The organism is Micromonospora sp. NPDC047812, assembly GCF_040704175.1.
Taxonomy (GTDB): domain Bacteria; phylum Actinomycetota; class Actinomycetes; order Mycobacteriales; family Micromonosporaceae; genus Micromonospora.
Window position 1 is genome coordinate 1,353,522 of the sequence record NZ_JBEYRY010000002.1, and the last position, 16,372, is coordinate 1,369,893.

Genomic DNA, 16,372 nt, shown 5'->3' on the forward strand with positions numbered 1-16,372 from the left:
CGTCCCCGGTCCAACCTCATCGGTGTGGTCGTTCCTCCCCAGGTCCCACCCAAGGAATGCGGACGGGACGCCCCGCGGCCTCGTGTACGGGGGCCCGCATCGACAGCGACGTCGACGCGGGCCCCCGTCGCCTCGCCCGGCGGAAGGGGCCCTGCCCGACCACCCCGGGCATGATCGTCGGGACCGGGTATCCTGGTCCGGTTGTCCGCGTCCGGCCGGGTTCCCCCGGAACCGGCACGGGCCACGACGCACGACCTCCTGCCACGGAAGGACCGTGGCCGCCTAGCCCACAGGAGGTGAGCACGTCTTGCGTCATTACGAAGTCATGGTGATCCTCGACCCCAGCCTCGAGGAGCGCACCGTCGCCCCGTCGCTCGACACGTACCTGAACGTGATCCGCACCGCGGGTGGCTCGGTCGAGAAGACCGATGTGTGGGGCCGCCGGCGCCTCGCGTACGAGATCAACAAGAAGGCCGAAGGCATCTACGCCGTCATCGACCTGCAGGCGACGCCCGCAGCGGTGGCCGAGCTGGACCGTCAGCTGCGGCTCAACGAGTCCGTGCTGCGCACCAAGGTCATCCGGCCGGAGATGCGCTAAAGCATTCAACCCGGTTCACCCGGATCAGCCTCATCGGCACTGTCGGAGGGCTCTGAGAGCCTGTACGGCAGAACTGATGAGTGCGCGAGGAGATGGTCATGGCAGGAGACACCACCATCACGGTCATCGGCAACCTGACCGATGACCCCGAGTTGCGGTTCACCCCCTCCGGTGCGGCGGTCGCCAAGTTCCGGGTCGCTTCGACGCCCCGGTTCATGGACAAGGCCTCCGGCGAGTGGAAGGACGGCGAGCCGCTCTTCCTGGCGTGCACCGTGTGGCGGCAGGCGGCGGAGCACGTCGCCGAGTCGCTCCAGCGGGGCGCCCGCGTGATCGTCTCGGGTCGGCTGCGTCAGCGGTCGTACGAGACGCGCGAGGGCGAGAAGCGCACAGTCATCGAGCTCGAGGTCGACGAGATCGGCCCGTCGCTGCGCTACGCCACGGCGAAGGTGCAGAAGATGTCCCGCTCCGGCGGCGGTGGCGGCGGCTTCGGCGGCGGTGGTGGAGGTGGCCAGGGCGGCGGCGGAGGCAACTTCGACGACCCCTGGGCCTCGGCTGCACCGGCACCCTCGCGCGGTGGTTCGGGTGGCGGCAACTTCGACGAGGAGCCCCCGTTCTAATGGCGCCGAGCGCCCGCGATCGCAAACCAGGAGCACGAGCAATGGCCAAGGCCGCTGCACTTCGCAAGCCGAAGAAGAAGGTGAACCCGCTCGACAAGGACGGGATCACCTACATCGATTACAAGGACACCGCGCTGCTGCGCAAGTTCATCTCCGACCGCGGCAAGATCCGCGCTCGGCGGGTGACCGGCGTGACCTCGCAGCAGCAGCGGCAGATCGCCCGTGCGGTCAAGAACGCCCGTGAGATGGCGCTCCTGCCGTACACGGCCACGGCCCGCTGAGAGGAGGCACCGAAATGAAGATCATCCTGACTCAGGAGGTGTCCGGCCTCGGTGCCCCGGGCGACATCGTCGAGGTCAAGAACGGCTACGGCCGTAACTACCTGCTGCCGCAGGGCTTCGCGATCGCCTGGACCAAGGGTGCGGAGAAGCAGGTCACGGTCATCAAGCGGGCCCGTTCGGCCCGGGAGATCCGCGACCTCGGCCACGCCAACGAGGTCAAGGGCCAGCTCGAGGGTCTCAAGGTCAGCCTGAAGGCCCGCGCCGGCGACGGCGGTCGGCTCTTCGGCTCGGTCACCCCGGCCGAGATCGTCGACGCCGTCAAGGCCGCCGGTGGTCCCGTCCTCGACCGGCGTCGGCTGGAGCTGTCCGGTCCCATCAAGTCGACCGGCTCCTACCCGGTGCAGATCAAGCTGCACCCCGAGGTGACCGCCAAGTTCGACCTCAACGTCGTCCAGGGCTGACACCTCACCCCAGCACCACGACAGGGCCCGCACCGACCGGTGCGGGCCCTGTTTCGCCCGTACGGCCGCCGTCGGACTTCCCGCCGTACGCCTGCGGACGCTCCCGCCGCACGGTCGGCGGCGGCGCGTCGGTCTACAGGCTGGCCGGTCACCGCGCCGATCGTCAGCCGATCGGCTGGCCCGTCACCGCGCTGATCATCACCGTCGAGAGACCGCCGCCGACCACGGCCGCCGCCAGCGCGACGCTGGCCGAACGCCACGTCGTCCCGACCCGGCGCAGCAGCAGCGCCACGACCAGGCTGCAGACCAGCGCCAACCCGAAGCGCGGCAGGCCCGCCGCCAGCGAGCCCAGCGCCCGCGCCCTCGGCGAGTCGCAACCCCCTCCGGTGATGTCCGTGACACACCCCGCCGGCACCTGTCCGTCCAGGGTCAGCAACCAGACGAAGATCAGCGCCGCCGGCACCAGATAGCACGCGACCGTGTAGACCAGCGACCGCCAGGGCCCGCCCGGATCGGGATCGAGCAGGTCGTCCTCGATGCGACGGCCCCACGCCCCCGCCCCGGCTGTCCCGGCCCGACGGCGTACGGCCGACGCCGACGCGGCACCGACCGGCTCGGCCACGCGCCGCCGCGGCGCCGGACGCGGTCGCGGCGCGGAGTAGGGCACCACCGGCGACCGGGGCGCCGACACCGGCGGGCCCATCCAGCGGGGATCGTCGCCCGCCAGCCGGGTACCCGACCAGAAACCCTCGCTCCGGTCGTCCTGCCCCGGCCGAGGCCACCCCTGGACGGCACCACCGCCGGAACCCGGCGCCGTCCTGTCCCACCCACCGTCGTCGGAATACCGTTCCCACTGGCCGGTGTCGTCGGACCGGTGCCACTCACCGGTGCCGTCGGTCAGGTCCCACTGAGCCGTGCCGTCGGTCCGGTCCCAGCGGCCGGTGTCGTCGCTCCGGTCCCAGCGGCCGATGCCGGCGTGGTCCCAGCGGTCGACCTCACCGGCCGGATGCCACGCGTGCACACCCGACGCGTCCCACGCGTCCACCGCCGGAGGACGGGAGGGCGGGATCTCGGACGCGGCGAGGTGCGACTCCCGGTCCCACGGATCGACGGCGGGTCGCTCCTCCGCCGCCCGCCGGCCCCGGCGGGCCGGCCGCTCGCCCTCCCGATCCGGTACGGGCCCGGAGGCGTCCGCCTCCTCCAGCCCGGACCAGACGACCTGCGGGCGGTGCGACGACGAACGCCTCGGCCGGCTCGGCGGCGCCGATCCCGAGACGGGGTCGTCCTCGGCCCGCCGCCGCCCGGAGTATCCCCGCTCCTGCGGGCGGTCGAACGTCCACTCCCCGGTGTGCGCCGACTCCGGGGCAGCGCCGATCGCCGGGGTCTCGCGCCAGCTCGTCTCGCTGACCAGGTGCCAACTGCTCGTGGTCTCCGTGCTCCGCCAGGCACCGGAATGCGGCCGGTCGGCCTCGATCCGCGCCTCGTCGTCGGGCGCGGCGTGCCGGCCACCGCCGTCAGCGCTGCGGACCCCCGACTCCAGTGCCCACCGCGGCAGGTAGCTGTCGACCGGTTCCCGCTGGCCGCGCTCGACGGCCCGGCGCCGGCTCGGCGTGCGGTGCCGGGCGGGAGCGCGCTCGTAGGGATCGACCGGTGCCGGGTCGGCGGGATCCTCCCAGGGGGCGACCGGCTCGCGCGGACCACCCTCTCCGCGTCCCCAGTCCCGGTTACTCACGGCCGGAGCGTGACCCTTCTCAACCGATGGCGCAAGCCGCTGTGCAGGTGTAGCCGTTCGCTGGAGATAGTACGGGACGTTCGACCGCGCAGTTCGACCGAAAACTTGCCGTCCACAGGCTGGGGATTACGTTTCCGCAGTTCAGGGCCCTGCGGCGGGGAATTCCCCAGCCGTTGTCCACAGGCTGTGCACACACTGCGCACATGCTCGTCCACCGGCGTCCACAGGTTGTCCCGAGGCTCGTCCACCGACGTGGTTGAGTGGCTGACCTCGGGTTCCGTATGGTTGGCCCCCGACCGGCCGTGCGATGACCCCCGATCGACCGGCAGGTCGAGGTTGTCGTACCTCGGCGGTAGGGCTGAATCCGGATCCGACGCAGTGGAGGGGGAACCCGTGTCGGTCACCGACGACATGCGGGCGGACTCGCGATCGGGCGGGGGGCAGGCGTCCGCGCCGCCGCAGCGCGACGGCCAGTTCGACAAGACCCCGCCGCAGGACGTCGCCGCCGAGCAGTGCGTCCTCGGCGGCATGCTGCTGTCCAAGGACGCCATCGCCGACGTCGTCGAGATCCTCAAGACCAACGACTTCTACCGGCCGGTGCACGCCACCATCTTCGACACAATTCTGGAGATCTACGGCCGGGGCGAGCCGGCCGACTCCATCACCGTGGCGGCGGCCTTGGCGGACTCCGGCGACCTCGTCCGCATCGGCGGCGCCCCCTACCTGCACACGCTGATCGCCAGCGTGCCGACCGCCGCGAACGCGGCGTACTACGCCCGCATCGTCAGCGAGCGGGCCGTCCTGCGGCGCCTGGTCGAGGCCGGCACCAAGATCGTGCAGCTGGGCTACGGCACGGGCCAGGGTGGCAGCCGCGACGTCGACGACATCGTCGACCTCGCGCAGCAGGCGGTCTACGACGTCACGGAGCGCCGCGTCAGCGAGGACTTCGCCGTGCTCGCCGACATGCTCCAGCCCACGCTGGACGAGATCGAGGCGGTGGGCGCCCAGGGCGGCGTGATGACCGGCGTGCCCACCGGCTTCACCGACCTCGACCGCCTGCTCAACGGCCTGCACGCGGGGCAGCTCGTGATCGTTGCCGGACGCCCCGGGTTGGGAAAGGCGCTCGCGCTGGACACCCCGCTTCCCACGCCGACGGGCTGGACCACGATGGGGGACGTCAAGGTCGGCGACGAGTTGCTGAGCGCCGACGGCCTACCGACGAAGGTCACCGCCGCGTTCGAGGTACGGCACGACCGGCCGTGCTACGAAGTCGAGTTCTCCGACGGCTCGGTGATCGTTGCCGACGGTGAACACCTGTGGAAGACCACCACGTGGGCGAGCCGCCGCGCAGCCCCCGTCCGCCGGCGCAACCACTGGTCTCCCGACGCCATCGAACGGCTACACCGGGCGGCCGCGGGTGCCACGCCCAGTGACGACGTCACGATCGCGGAGTTGGCCGCCGTACTCGGCCCGGAGTTCACGCACACCGCCCAACGGGTGGCTCATGACATCGCCGACGAGTCGCCTGTCGTCATGCGTAGGCGCCCGCGTGCGCGCCCGGCCAGGGCTTATCCGGCCCGCCGCCTATACCGCCAGTTGCTGGATCGTGTCGAGCAGTGGTCGGAGAGCCTGGCGGCGGCGGAGTTGCAGGACGTGGTGACGACGGAGCAGATACGAGCGACCCTGCGTACGAACACGGCTGACCGTCGGCTCAATCACGCGGTCGAGAACGCCGCCGCACTCCGACTTCCGGAACGCGAACTCCCGCTTGCGCCGTACACGCTCGGCGTCTGGCTCGGCGACGGCCACACGGCGGAAGGAAGGGTCACCACCGTCGACCCGGAGATCCTGGCCGGAATCGAGTCCGACGGCTTCGAGGTCAGACCTTCGGGGCCGATGGTCTACACCATTCGTCCGCCACGGTTGCCAGCGCTCCCGGACCGTGAATGCGTCGTCTGCCACGCGGTCTTCACGCCTCGTGGCCCGGCGGTCCACACCTGCGGCCAGTCGTGCGGGGGTCGCTCGAAGGGGCTCGTCCCTGCGGCGCGGCGCGAAGGCTGCGCCCACTGCGGGAGAGTGGACGCCAGCGCCTGGAACGGCAGTCGCAGGTGCCGTGACTGCCACAAGCGTTACGGCTCCTTCCGTGGTTACCTGCGCGCGGCCGGGGTGTTGGGCGACAAGCACATCCCCGCCGCGTACCTGCGGGCCTCGGAGGCGCAGCGACGAGCGCTGCTGGCCGGGCTGCTCGACACCGACGGCACCGTGACCGTCGGCGGGAACGTGCAGTTCACCACGACGTCCCCCCGCCTCGCCGAGGACGTGCACGAGTTGGTGGTCAGTCTCGGGTACCGCTGCTCGGTCAGTCGGAAGACCGTCAAGGGGCGTACGGCGGAAAGCTCGATCGCCTTCAACTTGAACTTCACGACGAGGGACGAGGTGTTCCGCCTGACCCGCAAGCGGGAGGCACACCGGCTGCGGCGCCGTAGCGAGAGCAACTCCCGGACGGACAGCCGTTTCATCGTCGACGTCCGACCGGTGCCGAGCGTGCCGGTCCGGTGCGTCACGGTGGACAATCCCGCGCACCTCTACCTTGCGGGTCGGGCGATGATCCCGACACACAACAGCACCGCCAGCATGGATTTCGCACGCAACGCCGCGATCAGGGCCAACCAGGCGTCGGCCATCTTCTCGCTGGAAATGAGCAAGGTCGAGATCGTCATGCGGTTGCTCTCGGCCGAGGCGCGGGTGCCGCTGCACGTCCTGCGCAGCGGGCAGCTCTCCGACGACGACTGGACCAAGCTCGCCCGCTGCATGGGCGAGATCAGCGAGGCGCCGCTCTTCGTCGACGACACGCCGAGCATGAACCTGATGGAGATCCGGGCCAAGGCGCGCCGACTCAAGCAGCGGCACGACCTCAAGCTGATCGTGGTCGACTATCTCCAGCTGATGACCTCCCCGAAGCGCACCGAGAGCCGGCAGCAGGAGGTCGCGGACCTCTCCCGTGGCCTCAAGCTGCTCGCCAAGGAGGTCGAGTGCCCGGTGATCGCGGTGAGCCAGCTGAACCGTGGCCCGGAGCAGCGCACCGACAAGCGACCGCAGTTGTCTGATTTGCGGGAAAGTGGATCGATTGAGCAGGATGCCGACGTCGTCATCCTGCTGCACCGCGACGACTACTACGACAAGGAGTCGCCGCGCGCCGGGGAGGCGGATTTCATTGTTGCCAAGCACAGAAATGGTCCGACCGACACCGTGACGGTGGCCGCGCAGCTCCACCTGTCGCGCTTCGTCGACATGGCCATCGTCTGAGGACGGCTGCGCCGCTCAGCCCAGGAGGGGGAACCAGCCGGCGACCTCGCCGAGTTCGAGCTGGTCGCGGTCGGTGAGCGGCAGTCGTCCGGTCGCCTTGAGCAGGTATTCCGCGTCGCTCCACGCGGCCGGTCGGACGGCGTCGTCGCTGAGCAGGCCGTCCATGGTGGCCACCGCGACGCCCGTCGCGAGCGTCCCGGGCAGGGGCGCGTCGGGCAGGTCGAGCACCAGGTCCAGGTGGTGCACGACGGCCTCGGTGGTCAGGGTGGCGATCAGGTCCGGCATCCGCAGCACGTGCCCCTGGGTGGTGACATGGCCGTCGGGATCGGCCGCGCCAGCGGCGCGTACGGCGGCGGGTGCGGTGTCGGTCCAGAGCCGGACTATCCCGCCGGGACGGTCGAATGCGGCTGCCGAGCGGCGGGCCCACCAGGCGTGCCGTGCGCCTTCCCCGTCCCCCTCGGACGGGAACGCGCGCCAGTAGCTCACGTCGTCCACGTCGGCCGGGCCCTCGGCGGGGCTGGCCAGCGCGACCAGCGCCCGCTGGGCGTCGCAGAGCACGTGGAAGAGCAGGTCGGCGACGAGCCAGCCCCGGCACCGGGTGGGCCGTTGCAGGCCGGCGTCGTCGAGGTCGGCGACGACGCGGGTGATCCCGTCGTACGCCTGCGCCAGCGGGTGGTGCAGCGTGTGCGGCGTCATGGGGTGCAGCGTCGCACGGCCGCCGCCGGCCGGCACGGCGACCGGCGGTGGTGGGAGGGCGTGGAACCACGGGTGACCGGGCCGGTCGATGCGCCGGCCCGGTCGACGGAGTGGCTCAGCCGAACATCTCGTCCAGGAAGCTCTTGTGCTTCTTGCGCTTGTAGTGCCCGTGGTAGCCGTGGTGCTGCTGGCCGTGGCCGTAGGCGGGGGCCGGCGGGTAGCCGTGCACCGGCGGCGGGACGGCGCCGTAGCCCGGCTGGTGCGGGGCGGGAGCGGGCGGCGGCGGGGGCGGCGGAGGCGGGTAACCGCCCTGCTGGTGGCTCGGCTGGCCGGCGTAGCCGCCCTGCTGGGCGGGCTGCGCCGGGGCGGCCCCACCCTGCTGGCGGTTCCAGTTGGCCTCCGCCTCGAACAGCTTCTCCAGCTCGCCGCGGTCGAGGAAGATTCCCCGGCACTCGCCGCACTGGTCGATGACGACGCCGCTGCGCTCGTACTGGCGCATTTCTCCGTGACACTTGGGACAGGTCAGGCTCATTCTCCGACCGTACCCGGTCAGGTCACGCAGTCGCTGTCAGCGCTTCCGTGACTTCGTAGTCGGCGACCTCGTGGAAGTCCTCGTAGTAGGCGCTCACCGCCATGAACTCCGGCGGGTGCTGGGCGCAGACGACCTGGTCGGCCTCGGCGGCAAGCATCTCGTACGCCTCCTGCGAGCCGACCGGGACGGCGACCACGACCCGGCGGGCGCCGAGGTGGCGGGCGACCTGGACGGCGGCGCGGGCGGTGGCGCCGGTGGCCAGGCCGTCGTCGACGATCACGGCGGTGCGCCCGGTCAGGTCGAGCGGCGGTCGACCGGCGCGGTAGAGCCGTTCCCGCCGGTCCAGTTCGGCCTCCTCGCGGCGGACGACCTCGGCGACGTCGTCCTCCGTGAGCCGGCTGGCCACGACGTCGTTGAGGACCCGTACGCCGCCGGGGCCGAGCGCGCCGAAGGCCACCTCGGGTGCCCACGGCATGCCGAGTTTCCGGACGACCAGCACGTCCAGGGGCGCGCCGAGACGCTCGGCGACCACCCGGGCCACGGGCACGCCGCCGCGCACCAGCCCGAGGACGATGACGTCCGGTGCACCGATGAGTGCGGTGAGCCGTTCGGCGAGCGTCCGGCCCGCCTCTTCGCGGTCGCGGTAGGTGGTCATGCCTCAGGTCTACGCCGTGTCGCCGGCCTTCGCCCGCCGGTTCGCGGAAACCGGGGGGTGCAGGGCGGGGGCCCACGCGAGGAGGGCGAGCGGATAGAGCAGGTAGCCGAAGCGGGTCGTGGGCATCAGCAGGATCGCGGCGAGCAGGCCGTACCCGCAGATCAGGGCGGCGGCGACGGCGGTGCGGGGCGGACGGCGGGCGAGCCGGACGGCGATGGCCAGCCCGGCGGCGAGCAGGAGGGCTGCGGCGACGGCGCGGCCGGCGGGCAGCGCGGTGGCGATCAGGTGGCCGGGGAACGGCGACTGTGCGGGGCTGGTCACCAGGCCGTGCCCGAGCGGGAAGCGGAGCACGTTCTCGACCAGCGCGTCGCGGTCGACGAGTAGCGCCGGCAGCAGCGCGGCGGCGGGCAGGCCGATGGCGCCCGCGGCGACCCGTAGGCCGGCCCGCCGGGTCAGCCCCCAGATGATCAGCACGAGGGCGACCGGCCAGGCGAAGAGCTTCAGCGCCCCGGCCAGGCCGACCGCGAGGCCGGCCCGGCCCGGGCGTCCGGTGGCGGCGAGGGCGAGGGCGAGCAGGCAGAGCGCGAGTACGGGCAGGTCGTCGCCGCCGGTGGCGAGGGTGAGCGCGCAGACCGGGAGGACGGTGGCGGCCTGTACGCCGCGGAGGAGGGCGGCGCCGGTGTGGTCGTCCGCGGTCAGGCGCACGCCGCGGAGGAGGGCGCGGACGGCCAGGGCGAGCGCCAGCGCGGCCCCGACGGCGAACCAGACGCGGGCGTCGGTCCACCAGGCGTCGACGGCCGCCCGGGGCAGCCCGAACAGTGCCATTCCCGGCTGGTACGGGGTGTAGCCGAGCAGTTGTTCGCCGGGTGGCAGGGCGGCGATCGCGTCGTGCCCGAGGTACGGCGTGCCGGTGTCGACCAGCCGCCGGCCGGACTCCTCGACGACCAGCACCTCCTCCTGTGCCCGGTCGGTGCGTCCGCCGGACCGTTGGACGCTCTGCCAGGCCAGCGGCAGCAGGGCGGTGGCGAACCAGGCGAACCCGGTGACCGCCCAGCGGGCCCGCAGCCCGGCCGGCGGCGATCCGGGGTCGCGCCGGCGCAGCAGGAGTTGGCCGGTGGCGGCGAGGGCGGCGAGGAGGTATCCGACGGCGGCGACGGCGCCCCAGGCGCGGTGCGGGGCGAGGGTGGACGTGGCGGCCGTGATCGCGGCGAAGGCCGCCGAGGCGGCGTACAGGCCGAGGTCGAGGGCGAGGCCGCCGGCGGCGGAGTGGAGGGGCTGCCAGCCACGGCGGCGGGCGGTCGGGGCGGCGGTCACGCGGGCCAGTCTGGCAGCAGGTGCGCGTCGCAGCGTCAGGCGGGCAGGTGGCGGTCGGTGCGGCCGCGCCCGCCCGGCCGGCGGCCCGGGGCGAGCCGGATCACGGCTCCGGCGTCGTGCAGCGGAGGCGCGAGGGTGCCGGGGCTGCCGCCGGAGCCGCGCCGGAACGCCGCGAGGAGCGTGCCGGCGGGCATCGGCCGGGCGAAGAGGTGCCCCTGGCCGGCGGTGCAGCCCAGCTCCCAGAGGGCCCGGCGCTGTGGCTCGCTCTCCACGCCCTCGGCCACCACGTCGAGCCCGAGGCTGCGGCCCAGGTCGAGGGTGGAGCGGATGACGGCGGCGGCCTCGGCGGAGGTCTGCATGGCGGTCACGAAGCTGCGGTCGATCTTCAGCTCGTGTACGGGGATGCGGGAGAGCAGCGACAGGGAGGAGTAGCCGGTGCCGAAGTCGTCGAGCGCCAGCCGGACCCCCTCGTCGCGCAGCCGGTTGAGCACCCGGTCGACCACGTCGAGCTGGCTGAGGGTGAGCGTCTCGGTCAGCTCCAGCACCAGCCGGTCGGGGGGCAGGTCGTGGGCCCGCAGCCGGGCCAGCACGGAGCCCGGGAAGCGGGCGTCGAGGAGGCTGCGCGGCGACACGTTGACCGCCACCGGCACGTCGAAGCCGGCGTCGCGCCAGCTGACCGCCGCGATCAGTGCCTGGTCGAGGATCGCCTCGGCGAAGGCGGGGAGCAGGCCGGAGCGTTCCACCGCCTCCAGGAAGCGCAGCGGGTCGATCATCCCGTGGGTGGGGTGGTGCCAGCGGGCGAGGGCCTCGGCGCCGGTGACCCGGCCGGTGCCCAGGTCGACGATGGGCTGGAAGTTGACGGTGAACTCGTGGTCGGCGACGGCGCGCGGCAGTTCGCCGCCGAGGGTGAGCCGGCCGAGGTCGGCGGTGTCGCGGGTCGGGGCGTACGTCGAGGTCCGCTGCCCGGCCCGTTTGGCCTGGTACATCGCCACGTCCGCGCGGCGCAGCAGTTCCGGCATGCCGCCGGTGGCGGGTGCGGCGGCGATCCCGCCGCTGGCCTCGACGCTGATCCGCATGCCGTCGAGGTCGAACGGCTCGTGCAGCGTGGCGAGCAGGGTCTCCGCGCGGTGTGCGGCCACCGCCGGGGCCGGCAGACCCCGCAGGAGTACGGCGAACTCGTCGCCGCCGAGCCGGGCCACCAGGTCCCCCTCCTGGGCGGCGTCGCGCAGCCGCTCGGCGACCTGGATCAGGACGTGGTCCCCGGCGGCGTGCCCGAGGGTGTCGTTGACCTCCTTGAAGTGGTTGAGGTCGATCAGCACCAGCGCGGTCACCCCGTCGGCGTGCCGGGTGTTGAGGTGTTCGGTGCCCTGGTCGAGCAGGTGCCGGCGGTTGGCCAGCCCGGTCAGCGCGTCGTGGGTGGCGGCGTACGCGTGCTCGTCGGCGACCCGGGCCAGTTCGGCGTACGCCTGCGCGTTGCGTACCGCCGTGCACAGCGCCGAGGCGAAGGTGCGCAGCGTGTACTCCTCCCGCTCGGAGAGCTGCACGGGCCCCCGGAACCGCAGTCGCAGTACGCCCACGTCGACCGTGCGGTCGTGCCCCTCCAGGGCGGCGGTGACCACGGTGCCGTCCACGGAGGTCGGCTCGCCGGCCGGCCCGTCGTACGTGCTGCCGGCCGCGCCGCCGCGGACGGTCCGGCCGCCGTCGCGCAGCTCGATCTCCACCTCGTCGGCGGAGAACAGCTCGGCGGCCTGGGTGACGGCGGTGGTGAGGACCTTGTCCAGGTCGACCACGTTGAGCGCGTCGGTGGTGCGGGCCAGCCGCTGCCACGCCTGCTGCTCGGTGCGGGCCTTGACCCGGTTGGAGTAGAGCAGGTGGAGGCTGAGTACGAGGGGCGGCACCGCCAGCAGGAGGCGGGGATCCCCATGGAGGATGAACAGCGTGGTGACGATGAGGACGAAGCGCGCCAGCGCGCTCGTCAGGCGCAGCCCGAGGTCCTCGCGGAAGAGCTGCCTGAGCCGGGTGCCGGTGGCGAGTGCGATGACCGGGAGGGTCAGCACTTCGTCGAGGACCACCGTGACGGCGTAGGCGACCCCGATCGGGCCGAGGGCCGGCCACAGGTCGGTGATCGGTGGTGACCCTCCGGCCGCGTGGAGGGCAGCCCCGCCACCCACCGCCAGCAGCATGGTCTTGGCCACCCCGAAGGCGGCCTTCAGCGGCGGGAGCTTGGCGAGGTACTGGGCTATCGCCACCCCGACCCCGGTGGTCAGGATCACCAGCGGAGTCGGCGCGACCGCCAGGCTCAGGATGATCGCTGTCTCGCTCCAGGAGATCGCGTGGACCGTCGCGCGAATCCGGATCCGCCACTTGATCGTCATGGCGAGGAGCGCCAGACAGATCAGGGTGAGCGAGAGCGTCAGGTGGTTACGGGACCAGTCCAGTTTCGTCAGCTCGCGCAGACACAGGGCGGCCGCGATGGCGGCCACAACGCAGACGAGGCCGACGTGCAGCGTCAGCCGCCGCTCGGCCTCTGTCTTGCCCACGTTCAGTCGTGTCACGGCATCCCGACTGCCTCCGCCTGCTAAGCACGCCAAGATTACCCGCGGTCACGCGCCAGCCACAATCCTCAGTTCCACTCGTGTGCCGACATCGCTATCCCTCCCCGGTATCGCCTTGGCCCTTGCGCCGCTGTGTTCCGCGACGCCGACAGCCTAAGTGCGGTTCGGCCAATTATGGAGGGATATATGTGACTATGGGCAATGGATGAGAACCGCGCCCTACGGCGTGACTTTGTGCTTCCGGGCGGGAACTCAGTGCTGTGTTTCTACCGACTTCCGGTTAACGCTAGATAATGAACCGGTGGCGGCGTCGGCGGCATCGGACACGACGGTGCAGTTTGCAGCGGCCGGCGGCCCGGACGCCGGCTCGTGGCGCGGACCTCGGGCACCCCGCGTGGTGGAGGCCACCGCTTCCGTGCCGGTACGCCCCGTCCGCCCGGTGGTTTCGTCAGCGCCGACCCTCCGCTGCCGCCCTCGACGAGGTCACGCAACGACCGGAGCAAGATGCACTCCGCAAGTTGCCCCTGCCGCCCCGATCGACTCGCGACCGGGCAATTCTCCGGTGGTGATGATCGCTTCCGTGGCGTTGCGGAGTCAATCAGGTGACATCGTTCCGCCGATGACATCCCGAGTCACCGCCCACCGGGGAGGACGCCTATCGGGCCGGTCCGTGAAGCGGGTTGGAAACGGTCGCGGGGCAACGGGCAGGAAACGCGTTCCCAATTCGCGACAGGGGTGGTGCCCACTCACCCGAAGGCGCGGCCCGACGCGCGATCGAAAGGGCGGCAGTTGCGGCGGTGCGGGCCCGGCGACGCCGCGTGCCCGTACCGGTGACCCCGCCCGTCCGTACCGGAAAGATAGGCTCGCGGGCGTGACCGATCCCGCGCAGCTCACCCACGTCGATCCGGCGGGCGCGGCCCGCATGGTCGACGTCTCCGCGAAGGCGGTCACCGGCCGCCTGGCCGTCGCCGCCGGCCGGCTCCGCACCACGACGGAGGTCGTCGAGCTGCTGCGCCGCGACGGGTTGCCCAAGGGCGACGCGCTGGCGGTCGGCCGGCTCGCCGGCATCATGGGCGCGAAGCGCACCCCCGACCTGATCCCGCTCTGCCATCCCATCGCCCTGCACGGCGTCACGGTCGACCTGACGCTCACCGACGACACCGTCGAGATCACCGCCACCGCGCGCACGGCGGACCGCACCGGCGTGGAGATGGAGGCGCTGACCGCGGTGGCCGTCGCCGGGCTGGCGCTGGTCGACATGGTCAAGGCGGTCGACCCGGCGGCCAGCGTGGAGGCGGTCCGGGTGCTGCGCAAGGAGGGCGGCAAGACCGGCCTGTGGGTCCGCCCGCAGGAGCGGCCGTGATCCGGGCGCGGGTGGTCGTGGCGTCCAACCGGGCCGCGGCGGGGGTGTACGCGGACACCAGCGGCCCCCTGCTCGTGGCCGGCCTGCGCGACCTCGGCTGCGAGGTGGACGGGCCGGTGGTGGTGCCCGACGGCGAGCCCGTGGGCGAGGCGCTGCGCGCCGCCCTGGCCGACGGGATCGACGTGGTGCTGACCAGCGGCGGTACGGGGATCAACCCCTCCGACCGCACCCCCGAGGTGACCCGGGCGCTGCTCGACCACGAGATCCCCGGCATCGCCGAGGCGATCCGGGCGCACAGCCGCGACAAGGTCCCCGCCGCCGCGCTCTCCCGGGGGCTCGCCGGCGTCGTCGGCCGGATGCTGGTGGTCAACCTGCCCGGATCGACCGGCGGCGCCAGGGACGGCCTCGCCGTGCTCGGGCCGATCCTCCGCCACGCCGTCGACCAGCTCCGCGGCGGCGACCACTGACGAGACGGGGAGGGCCGCGACCAAGCGGTGGGCGCGGGACCGCTGACGGCGCGACCAACGTGCCGCACCGTTAGGCTCGGCCGGGTGAGCACGGAAACCGCCCCGGCCGCCGAGCCGGCCACCGCGCCCCCGCCCGCCGGCTGGGAGGAGGCCCGGTCCCGGGTGTACGCGGTCGGCCTGGCCGCCGCGCTCCCCGCCGTCAGCCGGCCGCTCGCCGAGACCGACGGGCACACCCTCGCCGAGCCGCTGACCACCCGTACGGACCTGCCCGCCTTCCCCACCTCCAGCGTCGACGGCTGGGCCGTGCGCGGCACCGGGCCGTGGCGGCCGGTCGGGCGGGTGCTGGCGGGCGGCACCCCGGCCCCGCTGACCGACGACGGGACGACCGTCGAGATCGCCACCGGCGCGATGGTGCCGGAGGGCACCACGGCCGTGCTGCGGGTGGAGGAGTCCCGTCGTACGCCGGAGGGGCTCGTCGACGGCACCCCACGGCCGGCGCCGGAGTGGCGCGAGCCGGGCGAGGAGGCGTACGCCGGGGAGGAACTGGTCCCCGCCGGCACGCCGGTGGACCCGGCGCTGATCGGCCTGGCCGCCTCCTGCGGGCACGACAGCCTGCTGGTGCGGCGGCAGCCCCGCGCCGCGCTGCTGGTCTTCGGTGACGAGCTGCTGACCGCCGGCCCGCCCGGCGCCGGCCGGGTGCGGGACGCGCTCGGGCCGGCGGTGCCGGCCTGGCTGCGCCGGTACGGCTGCCTGGTCCGCCCGTCGGACGTGGTCGGACCGGTGGCGGACACGCTCCCGGCGCACGTGGCGGCGCTGCGCGCCGCGCTGGCCACCGCCGACCTCGTGTGCACCACCGGCGGCACGATGCACGGGCCGGTCGACCACCTGCATCCCACGCTGGAGGCGCTCGGCGCCGACTACGTGGTCAACACGGTGGCCGTGCGGCCCGGGTTCCCGATGCTGCTGGCGCGGCTGGTCGACGCCGACGGCCGGGTCCGGTTCGTCGCCGGGCTGCCCGGCAACCCGCAGTCCGCCATCGTCGCCCTGGTCTCGCTGGTCGCCCCGCTGCTGGCCGGCCTGGCGGGTCGCCCGATGCCGGTGCTGCCGCACGTCACGCTCGCCGAACCGGTGCGCGGCCGGGGCGAGTACACCCACCTGGCGCTGGTCCGGTTGGACCGGACCGCCGGCACCGCGCACCCGGTGCGGCACGTCGGCTCGGCGATGCTGCGCGGGCTGGCCGGCGCCGACGGGTTCGCCGTCATCCGCCCCGGCACCTCCGGCGAGCCGGGGGACCGGGTGCCGCTCGTACCGCTGCCGCTGCTGCCCGGGGAGCGTGCGTGGTGACCGCGCCGACGGCCGACGCGTCGGCCCACCAGCCCGCGACGTTCGGCGAGATCACCGACCGGCCGCTCGACCTCGCCGCGCACGAGGCGGCGGTCGCGGACCGCCGGGCCGGCGCGGTGGTCTCGTTCCAGGGGGTGGTCCGCGACCACGACCACGGCCGCGCGGTGACCAGCCTGGAGTACGAGGGCCACCCGAGCGCCGAACGGATCCTGCGCGAGGTCGCGGCCGAGATAGCCGCCGACCCGGACGTCTACGCGGTCGCGGTGTCGCACCGGGTCGGCCCGCTCGCCATCGGCGACGCGGCCCTGGTGGCGGCCGTCAGCACCGCCCACCGGGCCGCCGCGTTCGCGGCCTGCGCCCGCCTGGTCGACGAGGTCAAGGCGCGGCTGCCGATCTGGAAGCGGCAGGTCTTCGCCGACGGCACCGAAGAGTGGGTGAACTGCCCCTGAGG

15 protein-coding genes are annotated in these 16,372 nt (G+C 73.2%); 9 read left to right on the forward strand and 6 right to left on the reverse strand.

The genetic code is table 11. The annotated features are described in order from the left end of the window. The first annotated feature begins 307 nt into the window (after positions 1–307). The 4 genes from rpsF (at position 308) to rplI (ending at position 1,957) form a co-directional block, all read left to right on the forward strand. On the forward strand, positions 308–598 hold the full coding sequence (rpsF, locus tag AB0883_RS14125) for a 30S ribosomal protein S6 (RefSeq protein WP_121397433.1): 291 nt from the start codon (positions 308–310) through the stop codon (positions 596–598). Positions 599–678: 80 nt separating this feature from the next. Beyond that, positions 679–1,215, forward strand: a complete 537-nt coding sequence (locus AB0883_RS14130; RefSeq protein ID WP_172896610.1) for a single-stranded DNA-binding protein — start codon at positions 679–681, stop codon at positions 1,213–1,215. Positions 1,216–1,256: 41 nt separating this feature from the next. Beyond that, on the forward strand, positions 1,257–1,496 hold the full coding sequence (rpsR, locus tag AB0883_RS14135) for a 30S ribosomal protein S18 (RefSeq protein WP_007073789.1): 240 nt from the start codon (positions 1,257–1,259) through the stop codon (positions 1,494–1,496). A gap of 14 nt (positions 1,497–1,510) precedes the next feature. Then, entirely contained in the window at positions 1,511–1,957 is a 447-nt protein-coding gene (gene rplI, locus AB0883_RS14140) for a 50S ribosomal protein L9 (protein WP_121397434.1), read from the forward strand. 163 nt (positions 1,958–2,120) lie between these two features. Here the strand turns inward: rplI and AB0883_RS14145 are convergent, their stop codons facing one another. Continuing rightward, positions 2,121–3,689 carry a hypothetical protein gene (locus tag AB0883_RS14145; protein ID WP_366641527.1) on the reverse strand — a complete coding sequence of 523 codons (1,569 nt, stop codon included), beginning with the start codon at positions 3,687–3,689 and terminating at the stop codon, positions 2,121–2,123. A 378-nt stretch (positions 3,690–4,067) separates the two neighbouring features. Between AB0883_RS14145 and dnaB the strand changes: the two genes are divergently transcribed. Further along, positions 4,068–6,995, forward strand: a complete 2,928-nt coding sequence (dnaB, locus tag AB0883_RS14150) for a replicative DNA helicase (RefSeq protein WP_366641528.1) — start codon at positions 4,068–4,070, stop codon at positions 6,993–6,995. 15 nt (positions 6,996–7,010) lie between these two features. Here the strand turns inward: dnaB and AB0883_RS14155 are convergent, their stop codons facing one another. From AB0883_RS14155 to AB0883_RS14175, 5 genes are all read right to left on the reverse strand, one after another. Then, positions 7,011–7,691, reverse strand: a complete 681-nt coding sequence (locus tag AB0883_RS14155) for a maleylpyruvate isomerase N-terminal domain-containing protein (protein ID WP_366641529.1) — start codon at positions 7,689–7,691, stop codon at positions 7,011–7,013. Positions 7,692–7,806: 115 nt separating this feature from the next. Next, positions 7,807–8,223: a zf-TFIIB domain-containing protein gene (locus AB0883_RS14160; protein WP_366641530.1), complete on the reverse strand. Its 417-nt coding sequence runs from the start codon at positions 8,221–8,223 to the stop codon at positions 7,807–7,809. A 22-nt stretch (positions 8,224–8,245) separates the two neighbouring features. Beyond that, the gene (locus AB0883_RS14165; protein WP_366641531.1) at positions 8,246–8,878 is read right to left on the reverse strand and encodes a phosphoribosyltransferase family protein; all 633 of its coding nucleotides are present in this window, start codon (positions 8,876–8,878) and stop codon (positions 8,246–8,248) included. 9 nt (positions 8,879–8,887) lie between these two features. Then, positions 8,888–10,192 carry a glycosyltransferase 87 family protein gene (locus AB0883_RS14170; protein WP_366641532.1) on the reverse strand — a complete coding sequence of 435 codons (1,305 nt, stop codon included), beginning with the start codon at positions 10,190–10,192 and terminating at the stop codon, positions 8,888–8,890. A 35-nt stretch (positions 10,193–10,227) separates the two neighbouring features. Then, positions 10,228–12,654 carry a bifunctional diguanylate cyclase/phosphodiesterase gene (locus tag AB0883_RS14175; RefSeq protein ID WP_366641740.1) on the reverse strand — a complete coding sequence of 809 codons (2,427 nt, stop codon included), beginning with the start codon at positions 12,652–12,654 and terminating at the stop codon, positions 10,228–10,230. A 964-nt stretch (positions 12,655–13,618) separates the two neighbouring features. On the opposite strand from AB0883_RS14175, the gene moaC reads away from it, so the two are divergent. From moaC to AB0883_RS14195, 4 genes are all read left to right on the forward strand, one after another. Further along, a complete protein-coding gene (moaC, locus tag AB0883_RS14180) occupies positions 13,619–14,110 on the forward strand; it encodes a cyclic pyranopterin monophosphate synthase MoaC (protein ID WP_366641533.1) in 492 nt (163 codons plus the stop codon). Further along, positions 14,107–14,577: a MogA/MoaB family molybdenum cofactor biosynthesis protein gene (locus AB0883_RS14185; RefSeq protein ID WP_121399159.1), complete on the forward strand. Its 471-nt coding sequence runs from the start codon at positions 14,107–14,109 to the stop codon at positions 14,575–14,577. The genes moaC and AB0883_RS14185 overlap by 4 nt, the downstream gene beginning before the upstream one ends. An 84-nt stretch (positions 14,578–14,661) precedes the next feature. After that, complete coding sequence (locus AB0883_RS14190; RefSeq protein ID WP_366641534.1) at positions 14,662–15,921, forward strand: molybdopterin molybdotransferase MoeA; 1,260 nt, start codon at positions 14,662–14,664, stop codon at positions 15,919–15,921. Next, positions 15,918–16,370 carry a molybdenum cofactor biosynthesis protein MoaE gene (locus AB0883_RS14195; RefSeq protein ID WP_366641535.1) on the forward strand — a complete coding sequence of 151 codons (453 nt, stop codon included), beginning with the start codon at positions 15,918–15,920 and terminating at the stop codon, positions 16,368–16,370. Before AB0883_RS14190 ends, AB0883_RS14195 begins: the two co-directional genes overlap by 4 nt. The last annotated feature ends 2 nt before the right edge of the window (positions 16,371–16,372 follow it).

What these genes read in the sequence shown, in the direction of transcription:
- rplI (WP_121397434.1), top strand. Translation starts at nt 1,511, where the DNA reads ATGAAGATCATCCTGACTCAGGAGGTGTCCGGCCTCGGTGCCCCGGGC.
- rpsR (WP_007073789.1), top strand. Translation starts at nt 1,257, where the DNA reads ATGGCCAAGGCCGCTGCACTTCGCAAGCCGAAGAAGAAGGTGAACCCG.
- AB0883_RS14155 (WP_366641529.1), bottom strand. Translation starts at nt 7,691, where the DNA reads ATGACGCCGCACACGCTGCACCACCCGCTGGCGCAGGCGTACGACGGG.
- AB0883_RS14165 (WP_366641531.1), bottom strand. Translation starts at nt 8,878, where the DNA reads ATGACCACCTACCGCGACCGCGAAGAGGCGGGCCGGACGCTCGCCGAA.
- AB0883_RS14160 (WP_366641530.1), bottom strand. Translation starts at nt 8,223, where the DNA reads ATGAGCCTGACCTGTCCCAAGTGTCACGGAGAAATGCGCCAGTACGAG.